The sequence below is a fragment of the Actinoplanes sp. NPDC051405 genome (genome assembly GCF_055586185.1).
Genome location: NZ_JBVJIR010000012.1, coordinates 121005 through 139577, shown reverse-complemented (window position 1 = coordinate 139577; position 18573 = coordinate 121005). Strand labels below are relative to the sequence as shown.

Annotated in this window: 11 protein-coding genes; 3 read left to right on the top strand and 8 right to left on the bottom strand. The window is 70.3% G+C overall.

Annotation, left to right across the window (positions count from 1 at the left end; all coding sequences use genetic code 11):
* Positions 1–2: 2 nt before the first annotated feature.
* From ACZ6S4_RS25400 to ACZ6S4_RS25385, 4 genes are all read right to left on the bottom strand, one after another.
* Complete coding sequence (locus ACZ6S4_RS25400; RefSeq protein ID WP_451908679.1) at positions 3–296, bottom strand: UBP-type zinc finger domain-containing protein; 294 nt, start codon at positions 294–296, stop codon at positions 3–5.
* Entirely contained in the window at positions 293–1456 is a 1164-nt protein-coding gene (locus tag ACZ6S4_RS25395) for an N-acetyltransferase (protein WP_465477296.1), read from the bottom strand. The genes ACZ6S4_RS25400 and ACZ6S4_RS25395 overlap by 4 nt, the downstream gene beginning before the upstream one ends.
* A gap of 96 nt (positions 1457–1552) precedes the next feature.
* Positions 1553–2287, bottom strand: coding sequence for a class I SAM-dependent methyltransferase (locus ACZ6S4_RS25390; protein WP_465477295.1), 735 nt, complete (start codon positions 2285–2287; stop codon positions 1553–1555).
* 110 nt (positions 2288–2397) lie between these two features.
* Positions 2398–2601, bottom strand: a complete 204-nt coding sequence (locus ACZ6S4_RS25385; RefSeq protein WP_023561244.1) for a cold-shock protein — start codon at positions 2599–2601, stop codon at positions 2398–2400.
* Between the two features lie 320 nt (positions 2602–2921).
* Between ACZ6S4_RS25385 and ACZ6S4_RS25380 the strand changes: the two genes are divergently transcribed.
* The 3 genes from ACZ6S4_RS25380 to ACZ6S4_RS25370 all read left to right on the top strand — a co-directional run bounded on the left by ACZ6S4_RS25380 (position 2922) and on the right by ACZ6S4_RS25370 (position 7774).
* A complete protein-coding gene (locus tag ACZ6S4_RS25380) occupies positions 2922–4469 on the top strand; it encodes a ricin-type beta-trefoil lectin domain protein (RefSeq protein ID WP_465477294.1) in 1548 nt (515 codons plus the stop codon).
* 171 nt (positions 4470–4640) lie between these two features.
* Positions 4641–6269: a beta-1,3-glucanase family protein gene (locus ACZ6S4_RS25375; RefSeq protein WP_465477293.1), complete on the top strand. Its 1629-nt coding sequence runs from the start codon at positions 4641–4643 to the stop codon at positions 6267–6269.
* 206 nt (positions 6270–6475) lie between these two features.
* Positions 6476–7774, top strand: coding sequence for a multidrug effflux MFS transporter (locus tag ACZ6S4_RS25370; RefSeq protein ID WP_465477292.1), 1299 nt, complete (start codon positions 6476–6478; stop codon positions 7772–7774).
* A gap of 53 nt (positions 7775–7827) precedes the next feature.
* Here the strand turns inward: ACZ6S4_RS25370 and ACZ6S4_RS25365 are convergent, their stop codons facing one another.
* From ACZ6S4_RS25365 to ACZ6S4_RS25350, 4 genes are all read right to left on the bottom strand, one after another.
* A complete protein-coding gene (locus tag ACZ6S4_RS25365; protein WP_465477291.1) occupies positions 7828–8241 on the bottom strand; it encodes a hypothetical protein in 414 nt (137 codons plus the stop codon).
* A 99-nt stretch (positions 8242–8340) separates the two neighbouring features.
* Positions 8341–8880 (bottom strand): hypothetical protein, encoded by a 540-nt coding sequence (locus tag ACZ6S4_RS25360; RefSeq protein WP_465477290.1) that lies wholly within the window; start codon positions 8878–8880, stop codon positions 8341–8343.
* A gap of 58 nt (positions 8881–8938) precedes the next feature.
* Entirely contained in the window at positions 8939–15298 is a 6360-nt protein-coding gene (locus tag ACZ6S4_RS25355; protein ID WP_465477289.1) for an RHS repeat-associated core domain-containing protein, read from the bottom strand.
* Between the two features lie 33 nt (positions 15299–15331).
* A complete protein-coding gene (locus tag ACZ6S4_RS25350) occupies positions 15332–18223 on the bottom strand; it encodes a LamG domain-containing protein (RefSeq protein WP_465477288.1) in 2892 nt (963 codons plus the stop codon).
* Positions 18224–18573 lie beyond the last annotated feature (350 nt).

The following is an 18573-nucleotide window of genomic DNA, read 5'->3' as shown; positions in this document are numbered from 1 at the left end:
CCTCAGGGATGCGTGAACGAGGGGGCGTCCGCGACCTCGAAGGCCACGTTGTCCTGGTAGCACCACCACCAGTCCTCACCCGGCTCGTACGACTGCACGATCGGGTTGCCGGTGGCGTGGAAGTGGGCGGTGGCGTGCTTGCCGGGCGACGAGTCGCAGCAGCCGACGTGCCCGCAGGTCATGCAGACCCGCAGGTGCACCCAGCGGCCACCCTCGGCCAGGCACTCCACGCAGCCGTCGCCGGACGGCTTGACGTCCTGGACCTGATCGAGGTGGGTACAGACGGGCTTGGTCATCCGGGGTTTCCTTCCGCGGCGAGCAGTTCTTTGTACTCGGGGTGCCGGTCGAGGTAACCGGCGACGAACGGGCAGGTCACCACGACCGGCGTGGACCGGCCGCGGGCGTCCTCGAGCGCGGCGGAGGCCAGCCGGCCGGCCAGCCCACGGCCCTCGAACGCCTGGTCGATCTCGGTGTGCGCCAGCTCGACCTGCCCGCTGTGACGGCGGTAGTGCAGGACCCCGGCCAGCTCCCCGCCGAGCAGGATCTCGTAGCGGGACTGCTCGAAGCTGTCCACGACGGTCGCGTCCGTGACGTCACCGGAGCCGACCTGGGCGCTGCCCTCGACCCGCAGTTTGCGCCGCGCCCGCTCGTAGAACGAGGTCTGGCCGAAGCGGATGACCTGGGCGGCGCCGGGCACCGGGATGATGGCGAGCTGCTGGCCCGCCTCGGCGTAGCCCTGGATGATGCCGTCGACCTCGATGGCCAGCCGGCCGCTGGTCGCCAGCACGTCGAGCTCGAGCTGCTCGTCCGGGGACAGCACCAGCGAGCGGTTGAACGAGGAGTGCGCGGCGGCCGCGGAGACCAGCAGGCCCTCGACGTTGGGCGAGACGATCGGGCCGCCCGCCGAGAAGCTGTACGCGGTCGAGCCGGTCGGTGTGGCGACGATCACGGCGTCGGCTGCGTACCGGACGAAGTTGCTGCCCTCGACGTTGATGCCGACGTGGGCCAGGCCGTCACCGGGCACCCGGACCAGCGCGATGTCGTTGAAGGCGGAGACTTCCTCGCCGCCGGGCAGCACCGTGCGCACGGCCGTACGCGGCTCGATGGTGAACCGGTGCTCGTCGATCGACGACAGGGCGCCCGGCAGGTCCGGCAGATCGACCTCGGCGAGGAAGCCCAGCCGGCCCACGTTGACCCCGAGGACGGGCGTCTTGCGCCCCTCGACCAGGCGCATCGTGCGCAGCATGGTGCCGTCGCCACCCAGGCTGACCAGCAGCCCGGCGCGCTCGACCATCTCCTCGGCGTCGACCGCGACGGCGTCGCAGTCGATCCGGTTGATCTCGTCGTGCAGGCCGAGCACGGTGACGTTCCGCGACGTGGCCCACCTGACGATGGCGTCGATGGCGGCACCGCAGTCCCGCCGCGGGTGCAGGACGAGCCCGACCACCTTGATCATGCCCACGACTTGTACCCCACGATCATCCAGCAACCCCCGGTCGCACGCGTGTCAGCGTTCAGCCTTGCACGTCCGACCGGGAAACCGCGAGGACCGTCAGCTGGTGAGTGCCACAGCCACCGGGGTGAGAACGCTCGTCTGGTCGCGCTGGCCGTCCTCGCCGGAGACCAGGGGCGCCGATTCGTACGTGGTCAGGGTGCGCAGCAGTCCGGGCGGTGCGTAGCCGCGGCCGGGGTCGCCGAGCAGCACGGTCGCGCCCCGCTGCATCGCGCGCCCGATGAAGGGCAGCATCACGGCGGCGACCTCAGCGGTGTAGAGGCAGTCTCCGGCCAGGATCACCTCGAAGTCCGCGCCGTCACCGTCGGTCATGTCCTCCACCACGGTGGCGATCTGTACGCCGTTGGCGTTGGCGTTCGCCTGGATCGCGGCGATGGCGTAGCCGTCGGTGTCGTTGGCGGTCACCTCGGCGGCGCCGGCGAGGGCGGCGGCGATGGCGACCAGCCCGGAGCCGGACGCGAGGTCGAGGACCCGCCGGCCGGCGACGACCTCGGGGTTGTCCAGGACGTACCGGGCCAGGGCCTGACCACCCGGCCAGGGCGTCGCCCAGTACGGCGCGGGCAGCGGGCCGCCGTCCTCGGCCTCGAGCCGGGCCCAGAGCAGCACCGAGTCCTCGGCCAGGAAGAGGTGGACCTCCGGGACCATCGGCACAGGGCCCATCCTCAGGGCGTCCTGCTGTCCCGTGCGCGGCGGGAATGAGGCGTTGCGCAGCAGTCGCCGCTGCAGCGCGCTGTGGGTCGCGGCCGCGTAAGGGGCTCCGGAGTACGTCTTCACAGATCTCGTTTCATTGCAATAGTCGAACCGGGGAGTCGAGCCGGGGGGGGAAAACGACCGAGGGCCGTGCCCTCCGCTGCACGCGGAAGCACGGCCCTCGCCGACGTTCGTCAGATGGGACGGATGTTCGCCGCCTGCAGGCCCTTCTGGCCCTGCTCGATGTCGAACTCGACCCGCTGGTTCTCCTCGAGGGTGCGGTACCCGTCAGAGGCGATGGCGGAGAAGTGAGCGAACACGTCCGGCGCACCGCCGTCCTGGGTGATGAAGCCGAAGCCCTTGTCCGCGTTGAACCACTTCACTGTGCCGACAGCCATGCTGAACCCTTTCGAAACCACAGGGAGCCCGCACCTCGCGAACTCCGTCGCCGCCCGTAGAGGATCAGGAAACCGGACTCATACGACAAAAGCCCAGTGGGTTCGGATACCCACCAGGCTCTGGCAAATATGAGAAATCGGAACGGCAACTCGACAAAGCTAGCACGTTCCGGCGCCAAGCGGCGTGGCGCGACGCGATGACATCGATGGACAACGATCACCGAAGTTTCTTGACACTTCGTTAACAAATCGACAGACTCCGATTCAGAGAGCGCTCTCCGTTCCCCCGGAGTTCCCCCAGCTCAGCGGAAGGATCCCCCATGTCCCGTGCTGTCCGTTCCCTGGGCGTCGCCACCGCGGCGCTCACCGTTCTGGGCCTGCTACCGGCCACCAGCTTCGCCGCCGACACACCGGCGCCGGCCGCACCCACCGCGGCCGCCCGGTTCGACATGGCCCCCGGCATGGTCGCCGCCATGCGCCGCGATCTACGGCTGACCGACGATCAGATCGCGGCCCGCCTCGCCACCGAGGCCGGCGCCCCGGTGGTCGAGAAGCAGCTGCGCACCCGGCTCGGCTCCAGCTTCGGCGGGGCATGGATTCCCGCGGACGGCTCCCGGCTGACCGTGGCCGTCACCGACCCCGCGGCCGCGGACGCGGTCCGCGCGGCCGGCGCGACCCCGAAGGTCGTCGCCCACAGCGACGCCGACCTGACCGCCTCCCGCCGCAAGCTCGACAAGAACGCGGCAAAGATCAAGAACACGGTGGTACGCGGCTGGTACGTCGACGTCGCCGCCAACAAGGTCGTGGTGACCGCGGCACCGGGCAAGGCGGCTGCCGCCCGCGCCTTCGCCGAGAGCAGCGGAGCCGGAGCGGTCACCGTCGTCGAGTCGGCCGAGGCGCCCAAGCCGATGTACGACATCCGCGGCGGCGACCAGTACGTGATCAACGGCAACACGCTGTGCTCCGTGGGCTTCTCGGTCGCGGGCGGTTTCGTCACCGCCGGGCACTGCGGCGGGGTGAACAGCCCGACCCTGGGCTACAACAACGTCGCGCAGGGCACCTTCGCCGGCTCTTCCTTCCCCGGCAACGACTACGCGTGGGTCCGGACCAACGGCAACTGGACCCCGCAGCCGTGGGTCAACAACTACGCCGGCGACAACGTGCTGGTGGCCGGCTCGCAGGACGCCGCGATCGGCAGCTCGGTCTGCCGCTCGGGCCGTACCACCGGGTGGCGCTGCGGCACGATCCTGGGCCGCGACGAGACCATCGTCTACTCCCAGGGCGCCGTCTCCGGCCTGTCCCGCAGCAACGCGTGCGCCGAGCCGGGCGACTCCGGCGGCTCGTGGATCTCCGGCAACCAGGCCCAGGGTGTGACCTCCGGCGGCAGCGGTAACTGCTCGTCCGGCGGCACCATGTGGTTCCAGCCGGTCAACGAGATCCTCGGCGTCTACGGCCTGTCGCTCACCACGAGCGGCGGCGGCAGCGGGGGCAGCTCGCTGATCAGCAACCTGAACAGCAAGTGCATCGACGTGCCGAACGCCAACTTCGCTGACGGCGTGGGGCTGCAGATGTGGACCTGCAACAACACCGCGGCGCAGAAGTGGAACTTCGTCAACGGCACGCTGCAGACCTCCAACAACAAGTGCATGGACGTCGCCTGGGGCTCGACGGCCAACGGGGCGGTGATCCAGATCGTCACCTGCAGCGGCAACCCGGCGCAGCAGTTCGTCCTGTCGGCGGCCGGCGACCTGGTCAACCCGCAGGCCAACAAGTGCATCGACATCGACGCCTGGAACGCCAACGACGGGGCCCGGCTCATCCTCTGGGACTGCACCGGCGGCGCGAACCAGAAGTGGCGTCGCGCATAGCGAATAACTGTTATCGCCCGCCGATCGCGCTGTCCGCGATCGGCGGGCGACTCTTTGTGTGCGGCTTCCGTTAGAAAAACTTTAATGACGGTCTTAATTAACGGATTCGCAGTTAGGAGTCCTAATAATTAGGCGCATCCCCCGAACATCCCCCTCCGGAGGCAGTCCCCCATGCGCCGCAAACGAACACTCATCCTCTCCGTGGCCGCCGTGCTCGGCGCCGCGGGGACGACCTGGATCGCCCTGCCGGCGTCCGCCGCCGCGGCGACCGCGGCCTTCACCAAGACGTCCGACTGGGGCTCCGGCTGGCAGGGCGACGTCACCATCAGCAACGGCGGCTCGTCGGCGATGACCTCCTGGAAGGTCGAGTTCGACCTGCCCGCCGGCGCCACGATCGGCAGCTTCTGGGACGCCGACATGGTCGCCGCCGGCAACCACCGAACCTTCACCAACCGGGCCTGGAACGGCACCGTCGCGGCCGGCGCGAAGGTCTCCTTCGGCATGGTCGGCGCGGGTGGCACGCCGCTGAACTGCCTGCTCAACGGCCAGCCCTGCGGCGGCGGCCCGACCGCCCCCACGGTCGCGCCGACCACGAACAACCCCACGGTGGCGCCGACCACGCGGCCGCCGACGACCGCACCGACCACCCGGCCGCCGACCACGGCGCCCACCACGGCCCCGACCGGCAACCCGTCACCGCCGCCGGCCTCGAACCTGCTGCCGGTCACGGTCACCAACAACACCGGCCGCTCCGATGCTGTTCACCTCTACCTGCTCGGCGTCAACCTGACCACCGGCAAGCTGGGCTACGTCAACGGCGCCGGCACGTTCACCAACTGGACCGGCGGCCAGCCCACCCCGGCGCCGGCCCCCGACGTGTCGATCCCCGGACCGGCCAACGGCGGCAGCACCACCATCAAGATGCCGAAGAACCTCTCCGGCCGGCTCTACATGTCCTTCGGCAAGAAGCTCGACTTCCGGCTCAGCACCGACGGCCTGGTCCAGCCCGCGCCGTGGGCCGGCGCCGACCCGAACAAGGACATCCTGTTCGACTGGAGCGAGTTCACGCTCAACGACTCCGGCCTGTGGCTCAACAGCTCACAGGTGGACATGTTCGCCGTGCCGCACATCGTCTCGGTGCAGGGAGGCAACGGGGTGACCAGCAAGACCGGCGAGCTCAAGGCCGGCGGCCGGCAGCGGGTCATCGACCGGGTCAAGGCCCAGCCGGGCTTCGAGAAGACCGTCTACACCCGGGCCGACGGGACCGTGCTGCGGGTGCTCGCCCCGGGCAAGGCGGCTGACGGCGGACAGTTCAGTGCGACGTACCTGGACCCGTACATCACGTCGGCCTGGAACGCCTACGCCGGCCGGACGCTGACCGTGGTGCCGTTCGGCGACCGCCCGGACACCAAGTTCCTGGGCCGCACCTCCGGCAACGTCATGAACTTCACCGACACCACCGGCCGGACGGTGGCCTCCTTCACCAAGCCCTCGACGGCCAACGTGTGGGGCTGCGACGGGGCCCTGGGCGCGCCGAACGACCAGGTCGTGGGGCCGATCGCGCGGACGCTCTGCGCGGCGCTGCACCGCAGCACGCTCGGCACGCTGGACACCCAGCCCAGTGGTACCGCGGCGGACTTCTACAAGGGCACGCTGACCAACCACTACTCGCGGATCATCCACGAGCAGATGGTGGACGGTAAGGCGTACGGCTTCGCCTTCGACGACGTGCAGAACCAGGAGTCGCTGGTGCACGACGGCGACCCGCGGCAGGCCGGCATCGTGCTGACGCCGTTCTGATCCCCCGATAGTCGGCACCGGGCCCGGCGCGTCAACCGAATTACCATTCTTCGGTGGGCGCGCCGGGCCTTTTTACCCGCCGGAAACGAAACAATTTTTGCGACTGTGACGGGCGGCACCAAATTGCGGCCCGGGGAATCCCCGCCGGAGGCCCGAACTTGTCATACCTGTGTCGGACGCTGGACAGCGACCGAACGGACGACGAGATGGGATCCACTTTCATGACCCAGGCGCCCGAACGCCTCGCAGCACCGCCGACGGCGCAGACGCCCGGGGCGCTCTTGTCCCCGCGCGAGCGGCTGCAGCTCGTGCTGGTGCTCGGCTTCCTCATCGCCCTCGGCCCGCTCACCATCGACATGTATCTGCCGTCGCTGCCGACGATCACCGACGACCTGCAGACCACCACCGCCGCGGTCCAGCTGACCCTCACCGGCACCCTGGCCGGCCTGGCCCTGGGCCAGCTGCTGATCGGCCCGGTGTCCGACGCCGTCGGGCGCCGCGCGCCGCTGCTGGCCGGCGTCGCCGTGCACATCCTGGCGTCGGTCCTCTGCGTCATCGCCCCCAACCTGGCGCTGCTCGGCACGCTCCGGGTCCTGCAGGGCCTGGGCGCCGCGGCGGCCGCGGTCGTCGCCATGGCGATCGTGCGTGACCTGTTCACCGGTCTCGCCGCCGCCAAGCTGCTCTCCCGGCTGATGCTGGTCATGGGCGCCGCGCCGATCCTGGCCCCGACGCTCGGCGGCATCACCCTGAACTGGACATCCTGGCGCGGCGTCTTCGTGGTGCTGGCCCTGTTCGGCATCGCGATGCTCACGGTGACCGCGCTGGCCCTGCCCGAGACGCTGCCCGCCGAGCGACGCCGCAACGGCGGCGTGGCCGGCACCCTGCGCGACTACGGCCGGCTCTTCGGCGACCGGGCCTACCTGGGGCTGATCCTGGTGGCCGGGCTCGCGATGGCGGCGCTGTTCGCGTACGTCTCCGGCTCCTCGTTCGTCTTCCAGGACCAGTACGGCCTGAACGAGCAGGAGTTCGGCTACGTCTTCGGCGCGGGTGCGATCGGCCTGATCACCGCCACCCAGCTCAACGTCCGGCTGCTGCGCCGCTGGACCCCGTCGCAGATCCTGATCAGCTCCCTGGCCGGCGGCGCGGTCGCGGGCCTGGTCCTGCTGCTCTTCGCGGCCACTGGCTTCGGCGGCCTGCCCGGCGTGCTGGTCCCGCTGTGGCTGGTCCTGGCCGCGGCCGGCCTGGCCCTGCCGAACGCCCCGGCGCTGGCCCTGTCCCGCCACGGCGAGGCCGCGGGCACCGCGGCGGCCCTGCTCGGCGCGGTCCAGTTCGGCGTGGGCGCGCTGGCCGCTCCCCTGGTCGGCGTCCTCGGCACCGGCGCGGTCAGCATGGCCCTGGTGATCGCCGGCGGCATGCTCGCCGCGAACGTGGTGCTGCTGCTGGTGGTCCGCCCGTGGCAGCTCCCGGTCGAGGACGCGAACCCGGCGCTCGCCACCGCCCACTGACCGTCCCACCGCCGCAGTCAGCGAAGGTCGGCGAGGTCGCTACCCCAAGCGGCCTAGCCACCGGGCCCGATGGCGTAGCCCTCGGCGATCCGGCGGTCGAGAACGGCTACGAGATTGCTGGGCCGATACTCCACCGCGCAGTCCTCCACCTCGCCGTCTTTCACCTCGCCGAGCGCGACGGTCAGGCTGGGCCCGGTGCCGGTCGCCAGCCGGACCGGCCACAGCAGCGTGCTGCCGTCCTCCGCCTCAGCCGTGGCTGTGCCCGCGCCCGTGACGGTCGCACCGATCAGCACGCGCCAGGGCAGGCTGTCGGAAACGTCGACCAGCCGATTCACCCAGGCCGCCGGGCTGGCGGCGGGATCGCTGACGACGCTGAGGTATTCGTGGTAGCCGTCGATCCGCCAGGCCAGCGCGAGCTCACCCGCCGTGGTCGAGACCACCACGCCGTGATCGACGTCGAGGACCACGGCGATCTCATCTCGTCGGACGGCGTCTCCTCGGCCGACCAGAGCCGGATCCGCTCGATGCGGCCGCCGACCACCTCTCGCAGAGCTTGCTCCTCCGAGTCACTCATCCGTGACGGCGATCCCGTCCGCCAGAGAAAGCACCACCGGGGGCCGGCCCAACTGCTCGACGGTCACCGCCTCATCCGTCCACCGCAGGTCCTCGATGAGATCCGTGTCGGCGCGCCACCGCTCGGAGCCGTCAGCATCGAAACAGCGCATCCCGGATTCGTAGACCGCCACGAGCAAGTCCAGCTTCCGCGAGACGAAGAACTCCATGAACGGCGACTCGAAGGTGGTCTCCGTCACCCGGCCGGAGCGCAGGTCCACGGCATAGGCCGCCAGGTCCGCACCTATCCAGATCGCATCCGCCCACGTGCGGCCCAACAAGGTCGGCGCAATGGACGGCCGGGCCCCGTGCAGGCCGAGGCTGATGGTGCTCCCGGGCTCGGTGATCCGGTCGATCCGCACCGTGAAGAAGGAACCGTCGGCGGAAAGCGGACTGCTCAGCATCGTCATGCCCGCCGGCCCCGAGACCTCCGCGACAGTGGCGTCAGCCCACTCACGAACAATCGCCGTGGCGTCGCCGAGAGAGATGATCAAAGTAAGTGACCTCCACGTGAAGGCCGGCGCCCCCATCGGGGCGCCGGCCGCAGACACGTTATCCCTTTTGGCCGGTCTGCGAGACGATATTCATCGCCCGGTACCGGGAATTGCTTCCGAAGATCATACCCGTCACCAGCCTGTTGCCGTCCCACACGGTATCGATCGACAGGAAGCCTCCAGGACCGGCCAGGAATCCTCTGCGCAGGGTTCGTCCATTGTCCTGCGTACCGATCACCGAGCCCGGATCGGCATAGGTGTCGCGAAGATTCTTTTCGAAAATCGCCCGGCCCGCGGCGTTGTCCTGCAAACCGATTCTGTTCAACTGGCTCGCCATGTCGCCGGAGCGTTCGATGTTGTGTTTACGTCCGGTCGCATTGCCGAAGAAATACTCCAGTTTCTTGCCCAGGTCGGGCTCGTCCCCGCCGTCCGGGGACTTCTTCCCCCCGCCGCCACCGCCGTTGTTGCCGCCGCCACCGCCACCGCCGTCGCCCTTGCCCTTACCACCCGAGGGGTCGCCGTCCGACTTCTTGGGGGCGTCCTTGGCGCCGGACGGTGCGTCCTTGGGCTTGGCGGGCGGGTCCGGCTTCGGCGGATTCGCGGCCTTCGGTGCCGCGGGCGGCACCACGTTGTCCGCCGCCTTGGCCGCGTCGGTGGCGTTGTCCGCCGTCTTGGCTGTGTCGACAGCCGCGTCGACCGCGTCGATCGCCTCGTCGGCGTACTTCGCGCCCTTGGCCGCCGACGCGCCGTATCCGGCGATCGGGATGGCTGAGGCGAAGGACAGCGCCGAGTCCACATAGTTGCCCTCGGCCGCGTACCAGACGCCGTTGACCAGGTCGGCGGCCTCGCCGAAGGCCGGCACCAGCCCGATCACGTCCAGGGCGAGGTGGCCGGTGTTGCTCCAGCCCCACCACATGCCGGACGGGTCCGGGAAGGCGAACGGGTTGTTGCGGCCGTAGGCGTAGGCGTTCAGCTGCTGCGGATCGCTGAAGTCGATCACCGGGTCGACCGACAGGAAGCGGCCGGTCGCTGGGTCGTACTCGCGGGCCCCGAGGTGGATCAGCCCGGTCAGCGCGTCGTTGGTCCCGCCGACGAAACCCCGTTCCCCCGGCCAGGCCCCGGTGCTGCCGCGGACACCGCCGAACGGCAGCGTGCGGCGCTGGACCACCTTCGAGTCCGCGGCGTTGATCGACAGTTCGGCGGTGCCGTTCTGGCCACCGGCCAGCCAGGTCACCGCGGCCTTGCTGCGCACCGCCACAGCCATGCCGGCGTAGCTGTAGTAGCGGGTCGCCGTCACCTTCTGGGTCTTCACGTCAGCCGTCGACGTGTCGAGCTTCAGCTCCATGCCGCCGAGGTAGAGCGTCACCGCCTTGCCGGCGATGTCCCGGCGGATCAGGCGGTTGCCGTTGGCGTCGTAGACGAACGACGCGACCACCACCCCCGCCTTGAGGACCTCGGACACCCGGCCCTCGGCGTCCCAGCGGTACACCTCACCCGGCTTGCCGGCGAGGTTGCGCTCGACGGTGTTGCCGTTGGCGTCGTATTTGTAGGTGTCGGCCGTGGCCACCGCCTTGCCCGCGGTCGTGCTGGTCACGTCCGTGCGGTCGACCGCGTGGGCCGGCTGCGCCCCCTTGCCGTACGGCTTGAAGACCTTCTTGACGTCCGTGCCCGTGGCGACCGTCCGGTGGGTGACCTCCTCGGTCCGGTTGCCGGCCACGTCGTACTTGAAGCTCTGCCAGTACGGGGCCGCGCCGCCGAGCACCGACTCGACCGGCGTCGCCGCGCACGCGGTGGTCGCCTGGGCCCACGCCTCGGTGAGACGGCGCAGGTAGTCGTACTGGAAGCACTGGACGTCGGCCTTGGTGCCGGTCTGGCTCGGCTGGTCCGCGATGCTGGTGATGTTGCCGGCCGCGTCGTAGGCGTACGTCGCGTTGGTGTCGGTGCCGGTCACCGCCTCGCGGTCCACCCGGGCGTTCTGCAGACGGCGGGTGCCTTCCTCGTACGCCTGGGTCAGCCACGTGTACTTGCTCGCCGTGCTGGTGCCCAGGGTGTACTGCAGCGCCTCGCCGAAGTCCGAGTACGTGGTGTCCCGCACGTAGCCCGAGGTGCCGGTGAGGAAGGTCGGCATGCCGCGCGCGTTGTAGCCGTAGCGCAGCGTCTCGGCGGTCAGGTCACCGGCCGCCGGGCTGGTGATCGTCTCCGGGCTGCCGTCGATGTTGTAGGTGGCCTTGGCCGCGTAGGTGCCGGCCAGGTTGTTCTCCGACGCCGGGATGGTGACCGAGGTGTTCTTCGGCCGGCCCGCCACGTCGTACTCGGAGATCGTCGAGGTGTAGGCGTTGGTGCCGACGTAGCGGGTGGCCGTCGCCGCCCGGCCCTGGCCGAGGATCGCCGTGTCATAGGTCCAGGCGGCCAGCTTGGTCCGGGTCGTGGCCGGCGCCGCCGGCACCTCCTCCAGCAGTTCGGGCCGGCCGAGCTTGTCGTACTTGTAGGCCAGCGTGCGCTTGCGGGCGTCGGTCGTCGATTCGACCTGGTCCAGCTTGTTGTACTTGGTGGTGCTGAAGCCGGCGTCCGGGTCGGTCGAGCTGGTCTGGCGGCCGAGCAGGTCGTAGCCGTACTTCCACAGGTTGCCCGCGGCGTCCTCGATCTCCTCGAGCCGGTCCGCCTTGTCGTAGCTGTATCTGGTGGTGTCCGCCGGGCCTTCGGCCTTGGCGCCGTGGTACTCCAGCAGGCGGGTGGTCAGGCCCTGGGCGTTCGTGTACGACGTCGTGGGCGTCTGGCCCTTCGGCGGCGTCACGTCCGTGTGATCACCGTGGTACGACGTCGAGGTACGCCACTTCTCCGTCTGGCCGACCTTGAAGATCTCCTCCTTGGCCCGGCCGGCGGCGTCGTAGACGGTCTGGGTCAGCGGCAGCTTGCCCTCGGCGGAGGAGGTGTCGGCCAGCGTCGTGCCGGCCGCCTCCTTGTTGTAGAAAGGGCCCGCCTGCTCCACGGTCAGGCCGCGCGAGTCGTACTGGGTGTCGGTGATGATCCGGCCGACGTTGGGCGACGGTTCCTGGTTCTGGCGCGGCCGCAGCATTCCGTCGTACAGCGCGTACGAGGTCCGGACGCCACCGTTGGGCGTCAGCGTCTTCGTCGTGACGGAGACCGGCTTGTCGGTCTGGATCGAGTAGACGTACTCGATGTCGGGCACGTCGGCCTCGACCGACCGGCCCGCCAGCCACACCTTGACCAGCCGGCCCAGGGCGTCGTAGCGCAGTGCGGTCCGCTGGTCGTTGGCGTCCTCGGTCTGGGTCACCAGCCCGAACGCCGGGTCGACGGTCGAGATGGTGTCCTGGCCCAGCGGGTTGATCACCGACATGCCGGTGACCGGTCCGCCCTCGGCGGGGACGTACCTGGTCTCGGTCTGGTTGTTCGCGGCGTCGTACGAGTACCGCAGGCGGCCGTACTTGTCGTAGCTGGACCGGGCCACGGTCAGGTAGTTCGGCTTGCCGTCGGTGTACGACTCGGCCTGCTCGGTGCGCGTGACGTCACCGTTGGCCGGGGTCTCGTCGAAGTCCTTGCCGTTGTACGACGTCCGCACGTCGGAGACCGCGTCGGCCGGCAGGCTCGGGGTGGCGTCGCAGCCCACCGAGACCGTACGGACCCGGCTGACCAGCGTCAGCAGCCGCTTGTCGACGTTGCGGTTGTACCAGTTCTCGGTGCAGGACTCGTCCCCGCTGACGGCGAGGTCGCCCTTGTCGTCGGAGGACCGGAGCATGCCGTAGCCGTCGTACTCGTGCTCGACCGACGTGCGCCGGACCTTGCCGCCGTCCAGCGCGGTGCGGCTGGTGGCCTTCTTGATGGCCAGCAGGCGGGCGTCGTCGGCGCCCTCGCTCGCGGTCGGCTCCGACAGCCACGGCGTGTTGACCAGTCCGGAGATCTCCGCACCGGACTCACCGTTGAACGTCCGCTGCTCCAGCAGGAAGCCCTGGTAGCGGTCGTGGTCGGTGACCTCCGTACCGTCGCTGGCGGTGACGGTCTCGCCCTTGCGGCCGCCGTCCTCACCTTTGCGGTCGCCGTCCATCCCGCGCAGGAAGGTCGCCTCCGTGCGCAGCCGGTCGGCGGTGCCCGTGCCACCCACGATCGTGCGCACGGTCTGGTAGCCGCGGAACTGGCCCCAGGTCTTCTTGTCGGCCTTGGTGATCTCGCTGTCGTCGTAGTGCCAGGCGGCCCCGCCGAGGTACTGGTAACTCGTCACCTTGGCGACGCTGTTCGCGGTGCGGCCGTTCTCGACGATCGACTCCACCACGTACTTGTGGAACCAGTCGGTGTCCTCGCCGATCTGTCCCTCGGTCGACCAGTACGACGGGTAGCACCGCCGGGTGTTGGTCTCCGGGGTCGGCAGGTCCTTCCAGGTGCACTCGGTCTTGGCGTAGTTCACCGAGATGAGGCCGCCGGACTCGGACTGGATGCCGGTGATCCGGAACTTCTTGAACGCCAGCCGGTCGTCGCCGTCCCGGTCGACCCGGTTGTCCAGCGGGGCCTTGGTGAACGTCGTCTTCGGCAGCGTGATGTCGGCCCCGGAGGCCTTGCCGGTGTGGGTGATCGAGTCGAGCCACAGCGAGGCGGTCGAGGCGTCGGCCGGGTCGGGGTACGACTGCGCGAGCTCCCAGGAGTCGACGTCACGATAGTCGGCGCCGCCGAGGACCTGGGTGGTGACCGACTTCAGCCGCTTGCGGGTGAAGAACGTCGGGGACCACTGCTCCTCGCAGCTCTCGTCGTCCGTGCAGATCTGGTCGAACGGCACGTCCGGCCACCGGGTGGCGGTGCCCTCCTTCAGGTCCCCCGGCTCGCAGTCGGCGTCGTCGCCCTTGCACCGTTCGGCGACCGAGAACAGCACGCGCGCCGGGGCCTTCGTCTCCCGCTCGTCGCCGTAGCGCTCGCCGTACTCGATGCGCTTGAGGTAGCCGCCGCGGTCGTACTGCACGGACTTGTCGTCACGGTTCGCGCCGTAGCGGTTGGTCTCGGTGTTCCAGTAGTAGGTCATCGTGTTGCCGTGCGCGTCGACGACGTAGTCGAGGTTCCAGCGCCAGGTCTGCAGGCAGCGCGAGTCGGCGAACTTGTCGTCGTGGCACGGCTCGCCGGCGTCGTCGCCGTGGACGGGGACCTGCCAGGCCGATTCGGTGCTCTCGGTGTCGTCGGCGGTCCGCTTGCCCTTGCCGAAGTAGTACCGGGTGCCGTCGGTGGTGGTGACGACCCAGTTCTGCTTGTCGTGCCCGTCGTGGAAGCCGCCGGTCTCCCGGGTGATCTTCGTGCCGTCGTCCGACTTGAGCCGCCACTCGTCGGCGGACTTCTTCACCAGTTCGCCGTTGCGGCCGGCGAACGACATGGTCGCGTTGTCCGAGTGCCAGCAGAGGTCGTACTTCTCCTCGCCGCGCTCGTCGTGGCCGTCGTCGGTGCAGGAGCGGTACGAGCGTTCGATGAAGCCGACCGCGAGGTCGAAGCCCTCACCCACCACCGACGGCTGGTTGTTGGTCGAGCCGACCCGGCCGTCCACGCTCGCCGAGGAGTAGCCGAAGCTCAGCTGCGGTGACGGGCCGGCCAGCGCCGGCGGCACCCGCAACGGGTACTGCCAGGAGAAGCTGCCGGTGTTGCCGCTGTTCTGCCAGCTGCCTGAGGGAGCCAGCGAGGTCGCCGAGTAACTGCCGGTGCCACCGCTGGCGCCACTCGAGACGGCGAGCAGGCCGACTCCGGCCGCCGCCGCGGAGGCCGAGGCCATCCGGGACCTGGTGCCGCCGGTTGCCACCGGGGGCGCCGGGACATCGGCGACGACGCGTTCGTTCTCCAGGTCGTTGTGGGTGTCCAGCGGTGTCCTGGTGCGGCACTGCGGCTCGTCCGGGGTGGTGAGCGCGCAGGCGGGCACGCTGGCCAGGCGCAGGCGGCTCGCCCAGTCCCCGCCGTAGGCCCGCGCGAAAGCGGAGTAGTCGAGGCCGAGGTTCACCTCGGCGCTCGCGGCTCTGCCGTCCGAGCGGGACACCGACAGCAGCAGGCCGTCGATCCCGGCACGGTCAGCGGTCGCCCGGTCCAGCACTTCCACGCGTACGGCGCTGGGCGCCGGTGTGGTGGTCTGGTCCGGGGCCTGCACGGTCACCGGCAGGCCGCCGGGTGTGGCAGTGCCCTGGTCGGCCGCGGCCGGCACAGCCACCGTGGCCGCGGCGGGGGTGGGCCACGCCACCCGCGCCGGCGAGTTGTCCTCGCCGACGGTGAGCGGGGGCTGCATGCCCTCCTCGCCGACGTCGATCGAGACGGACTGCTGCGTCTTGGGACGGCGGGCCTCCCGGGCCGCTTCGTCGACGACGTCGTCAGCCCGGGCCGGTACCGCCGCGAAGGTCGTGAGCAGCAGTCCCGCCAGGCCGGCAGCCAGTGAGGCGCGGCGCATGGATGTTTCCTTCCGGAGAGTCGGCACGGCGGATCAGGCCGCCGGGGGGCGGCTGGCGAACCAGAGCCCGTCGATGTCGGCGGGGTCGAGAACGCCGGCGAAGACCCGGACGTCGTCGATGTCACCGGCGAACAGGTCGGCCCACTTGTCGTTCGCGCGGGCCCGGCCCAGTTGCAGGCTGCCGGTGGCGTCCCAGATCGTGCCGGTGTACTTGACCGCGCCCTGCTCCCGGCCGTCGACGAAGATCCGCAGCATGTTGTCCGCCGGGTCGAAGACGCCGGTCAGGTAGGTCCACTTGTCCAGCTCCGGGGCCTCGATCGTCCCGGCCGACACCTGCACCAGGTCACTCGCGGCCGGGTTGGCCTTGTCGGACTTGTGCCGCCCGAAGACCCAGCGCTTGGTGCCGGCCGAGTAGCCCAGCGCGAAGCCGCTGCCGTACGTGCCGGCCTGACTGACCACCGTGCCGTTGTGCGCGAAGCTCGACGGCTTCACCCAGGCGGCCACGGTCACCCCCTGACGGGTGTCCACGACCGCCGCGGTGGACGCGGAGTCGGCCGTACCGTCGAGACGCAGTGCCTTGTCGCCCGCGCCGAGCTGACCGGAGGCCCACTCCGCACCGGAGACGGTCAACGAGTGGCCCTTTCCGGAGCCGTCGGCCGCGGTCGTACCGGTCCCCTCGTCGAGCAGCCACACCGCGGCGGCACAGGTGTCCGCCGCCGGGTCGTCGCAGGCCCGCGTCGGGCGGAAGACGTAACGCAGCTGCGGGCTGGAGTTGCCGGCCCGGTCGAAGCTCTGCACGTAGAGCACGTTGGGGCCGAAGCTGGTCGGGGTGATCGGCGGCGAGACGCCCGAGCCGCCCAGTGCGGAATTGTTGACCGTGTTGGTCGGCACGTCGGTGGTGAGCGACCACTTGTAGTAGTCGATGTCGTTGCCGTAGGCCGGGTCCTGCACCGCACCGGAGCTGAAGGTGAACACCCCGCTCTGGCCGACCGGCTTGCCGCGCCCCTCGCTCGGGAAGTCGTCCGAGGTCACCACCGGCGCCACCGCCGGTTCCTCCAGGTCGATCGACAGCTCGCACCAGTCCGACCAGGCGATGGCGTCGTCGAGGCCGTCGTTGCTCAGGGCGTGCCACTTGTACGAGTGCCCGTGCACGAGCTTGCCCGCGGGAACCGGCGCGATGAAGGAGCCCTGCTGCTTCTGCGGATCAACCGTCACCTTGTGGGCCGTCTTGCCGGTGGCGATGTCCAGCACCTCGAAGGTGACCTTGAGGTTCTGGCTGGTCTCGTCGTCGACCGCGGTCACCTGCAGGTCGGGCGTGGCGTCGCGGACGAACGGGCGCGCGGCGCCGGTGACGCAACCGGTTGTGGGGCTGGTGGTCTTCTCGCCGTACGGCTTGCCGGGCCGGGTGTTGAACGTGACCGACAGGGCGGCGGTGTCACCCTCGAAGCGCTTCCAGCTGTTGCCGTCGCTCTCGTCCTTGGCGTTCAGCGAGAAGGCGATCGGGGACCCGGCCTTCAGCTTCGCCTTCACCGTCGAGGTGAGGTTCTCGTTGGTCTCTTCCTTGTTGTCGGCGAACTCGACCGGCGACGGCGGCGCATCGGGATCGCAGGACTTGCCGCGCCCGTAGGCCACCTTGCGGTCGACCATCAGGTCACCGTCGGCCGGCTTGTTGTTCCAGTTCGTGCCCGAGTCGACCCGGCCGGCGTCGACGAGGTTCAGGTTGACCCAGCTCGCCGTGCAGGAGAAGGACCACGTCTCGACCGCGGTGAACTTCACCTTGCTGACGACCCGGTCCGCCCAGTCGGCCTTGACCGGGGTGAACTTGAAGTACATCCGGTTGGTGTACGCGCTGCTGCTGCACACGTAACCGCCCCAGTTCGAGCAGCGGCCGACGCCCTCGTCGTCCTTGAACTTGTAGTACTCCGTGCCCGGGTGCGCGCTGCTGACGTACATCCAGTCGGTGCGCTTGATGCCCTGATCGGGGTCGATGTAGACGGGATAGACGGTCTTCGGGTCGGCCAGCAGGGCGGCGTCCGGCACCAGGGTCAGGGTCTCCGCGGCGACGCCCAGGTCGACGTCCGCCACCCGGTCGCCGGCGCTGGGAGCGACCGACTCGTCGGCAGGGACCGGGGCGTCCGCCGGCCCGGCCGGGACGTCGGCCGCCGTCGTCCGGGCCGGGGCCGCGGGTGCCGCACCGGTCACGGTGGCGGCCGAGTCCCACATCACCGGCTGGTCGCCCTCGAAGACCACCGAGCCGTCGGCGTCGACCATGGACAGGCCGCCGGATCCGGTCTCGCGCATCGCCAGGCCGTGGCCTTCGACCGGCAGGCTCAGCCGGGCCAGCGCCGAGTCGGCCGCGGCCTCGGCCGACTTGACGACCATCACGTACGAGTAGCCGGTGCCCGACGCGCTCACCTTGACGTCGACCCCCGGCAGAGCCTCCACATAGGTGGCCGTGTCACCGGAGAGCACCGGGGCCGGCAGCTTGCCCGGCCAGCCGATGGCCACCGCCTTGCCGTCGTCCGCCAGCCGGATCAGCTGCTGCTCGCTGCCACCACCGGAGAACGTCAGATCCACGGCGGCCGCCCGGGGACCCACCGAGCCGTCGGCCCGGCGTACCAGGGTGGTGTCGATCGCCGACCAGGACCCGTCCGCCTGCTTGGCCCGCTGCGGTCCCGCGGTGATCTCCGCGGTGAAGGTGCCGTCCGGGTTGGCGAACAGCATCTCGTCCTCGGCCCGCCGCTCGACCACCTCCACGGGCCGGCCGGTGTCGCGAGCCTGGCGGGTCGCGACGTCCTCGGGCGACGGTCCGGCGTCGGCGGCCGGCTCGGCCCGGGCCGGGACCGGCGGTGCGGCAGCGGCCGGCTCGGCTTGCCACGCGATGGTGAGCCCGGCGGTGAGGGCGGGAACCAGGCCCCACGTCACCAGGGCAGGAAGGAGCGAACGACGATTGACCAGCACAGACTTTCTCCCCGTGAAAGCGCCCGGCGTCGACCGGGCGTCAGGAAGCTAGCTGGCCGAAGGTGATCTTCGCTGCCACGAAGATCGTCTATGTGACGCGGACCACTAAGGAAAAATTAAGTCAACGTTTGAACAAAGGTGGTGGGGGGGGGGGGGGGGGGGGGGGGGGGGGGGGGGGGGGTGGTTGGGGGGGGGGGGGCGGGGGGTGGGGGGGGGGGGGGGGGGGGGGGGGGGGGGGGAGAGGGGGGGGGGGGGGGGGGAGGGAGGGGGGGGGGGGGGGAAAGGGGGGGGGGGGGGGGGGGCCCCCCCCCCCC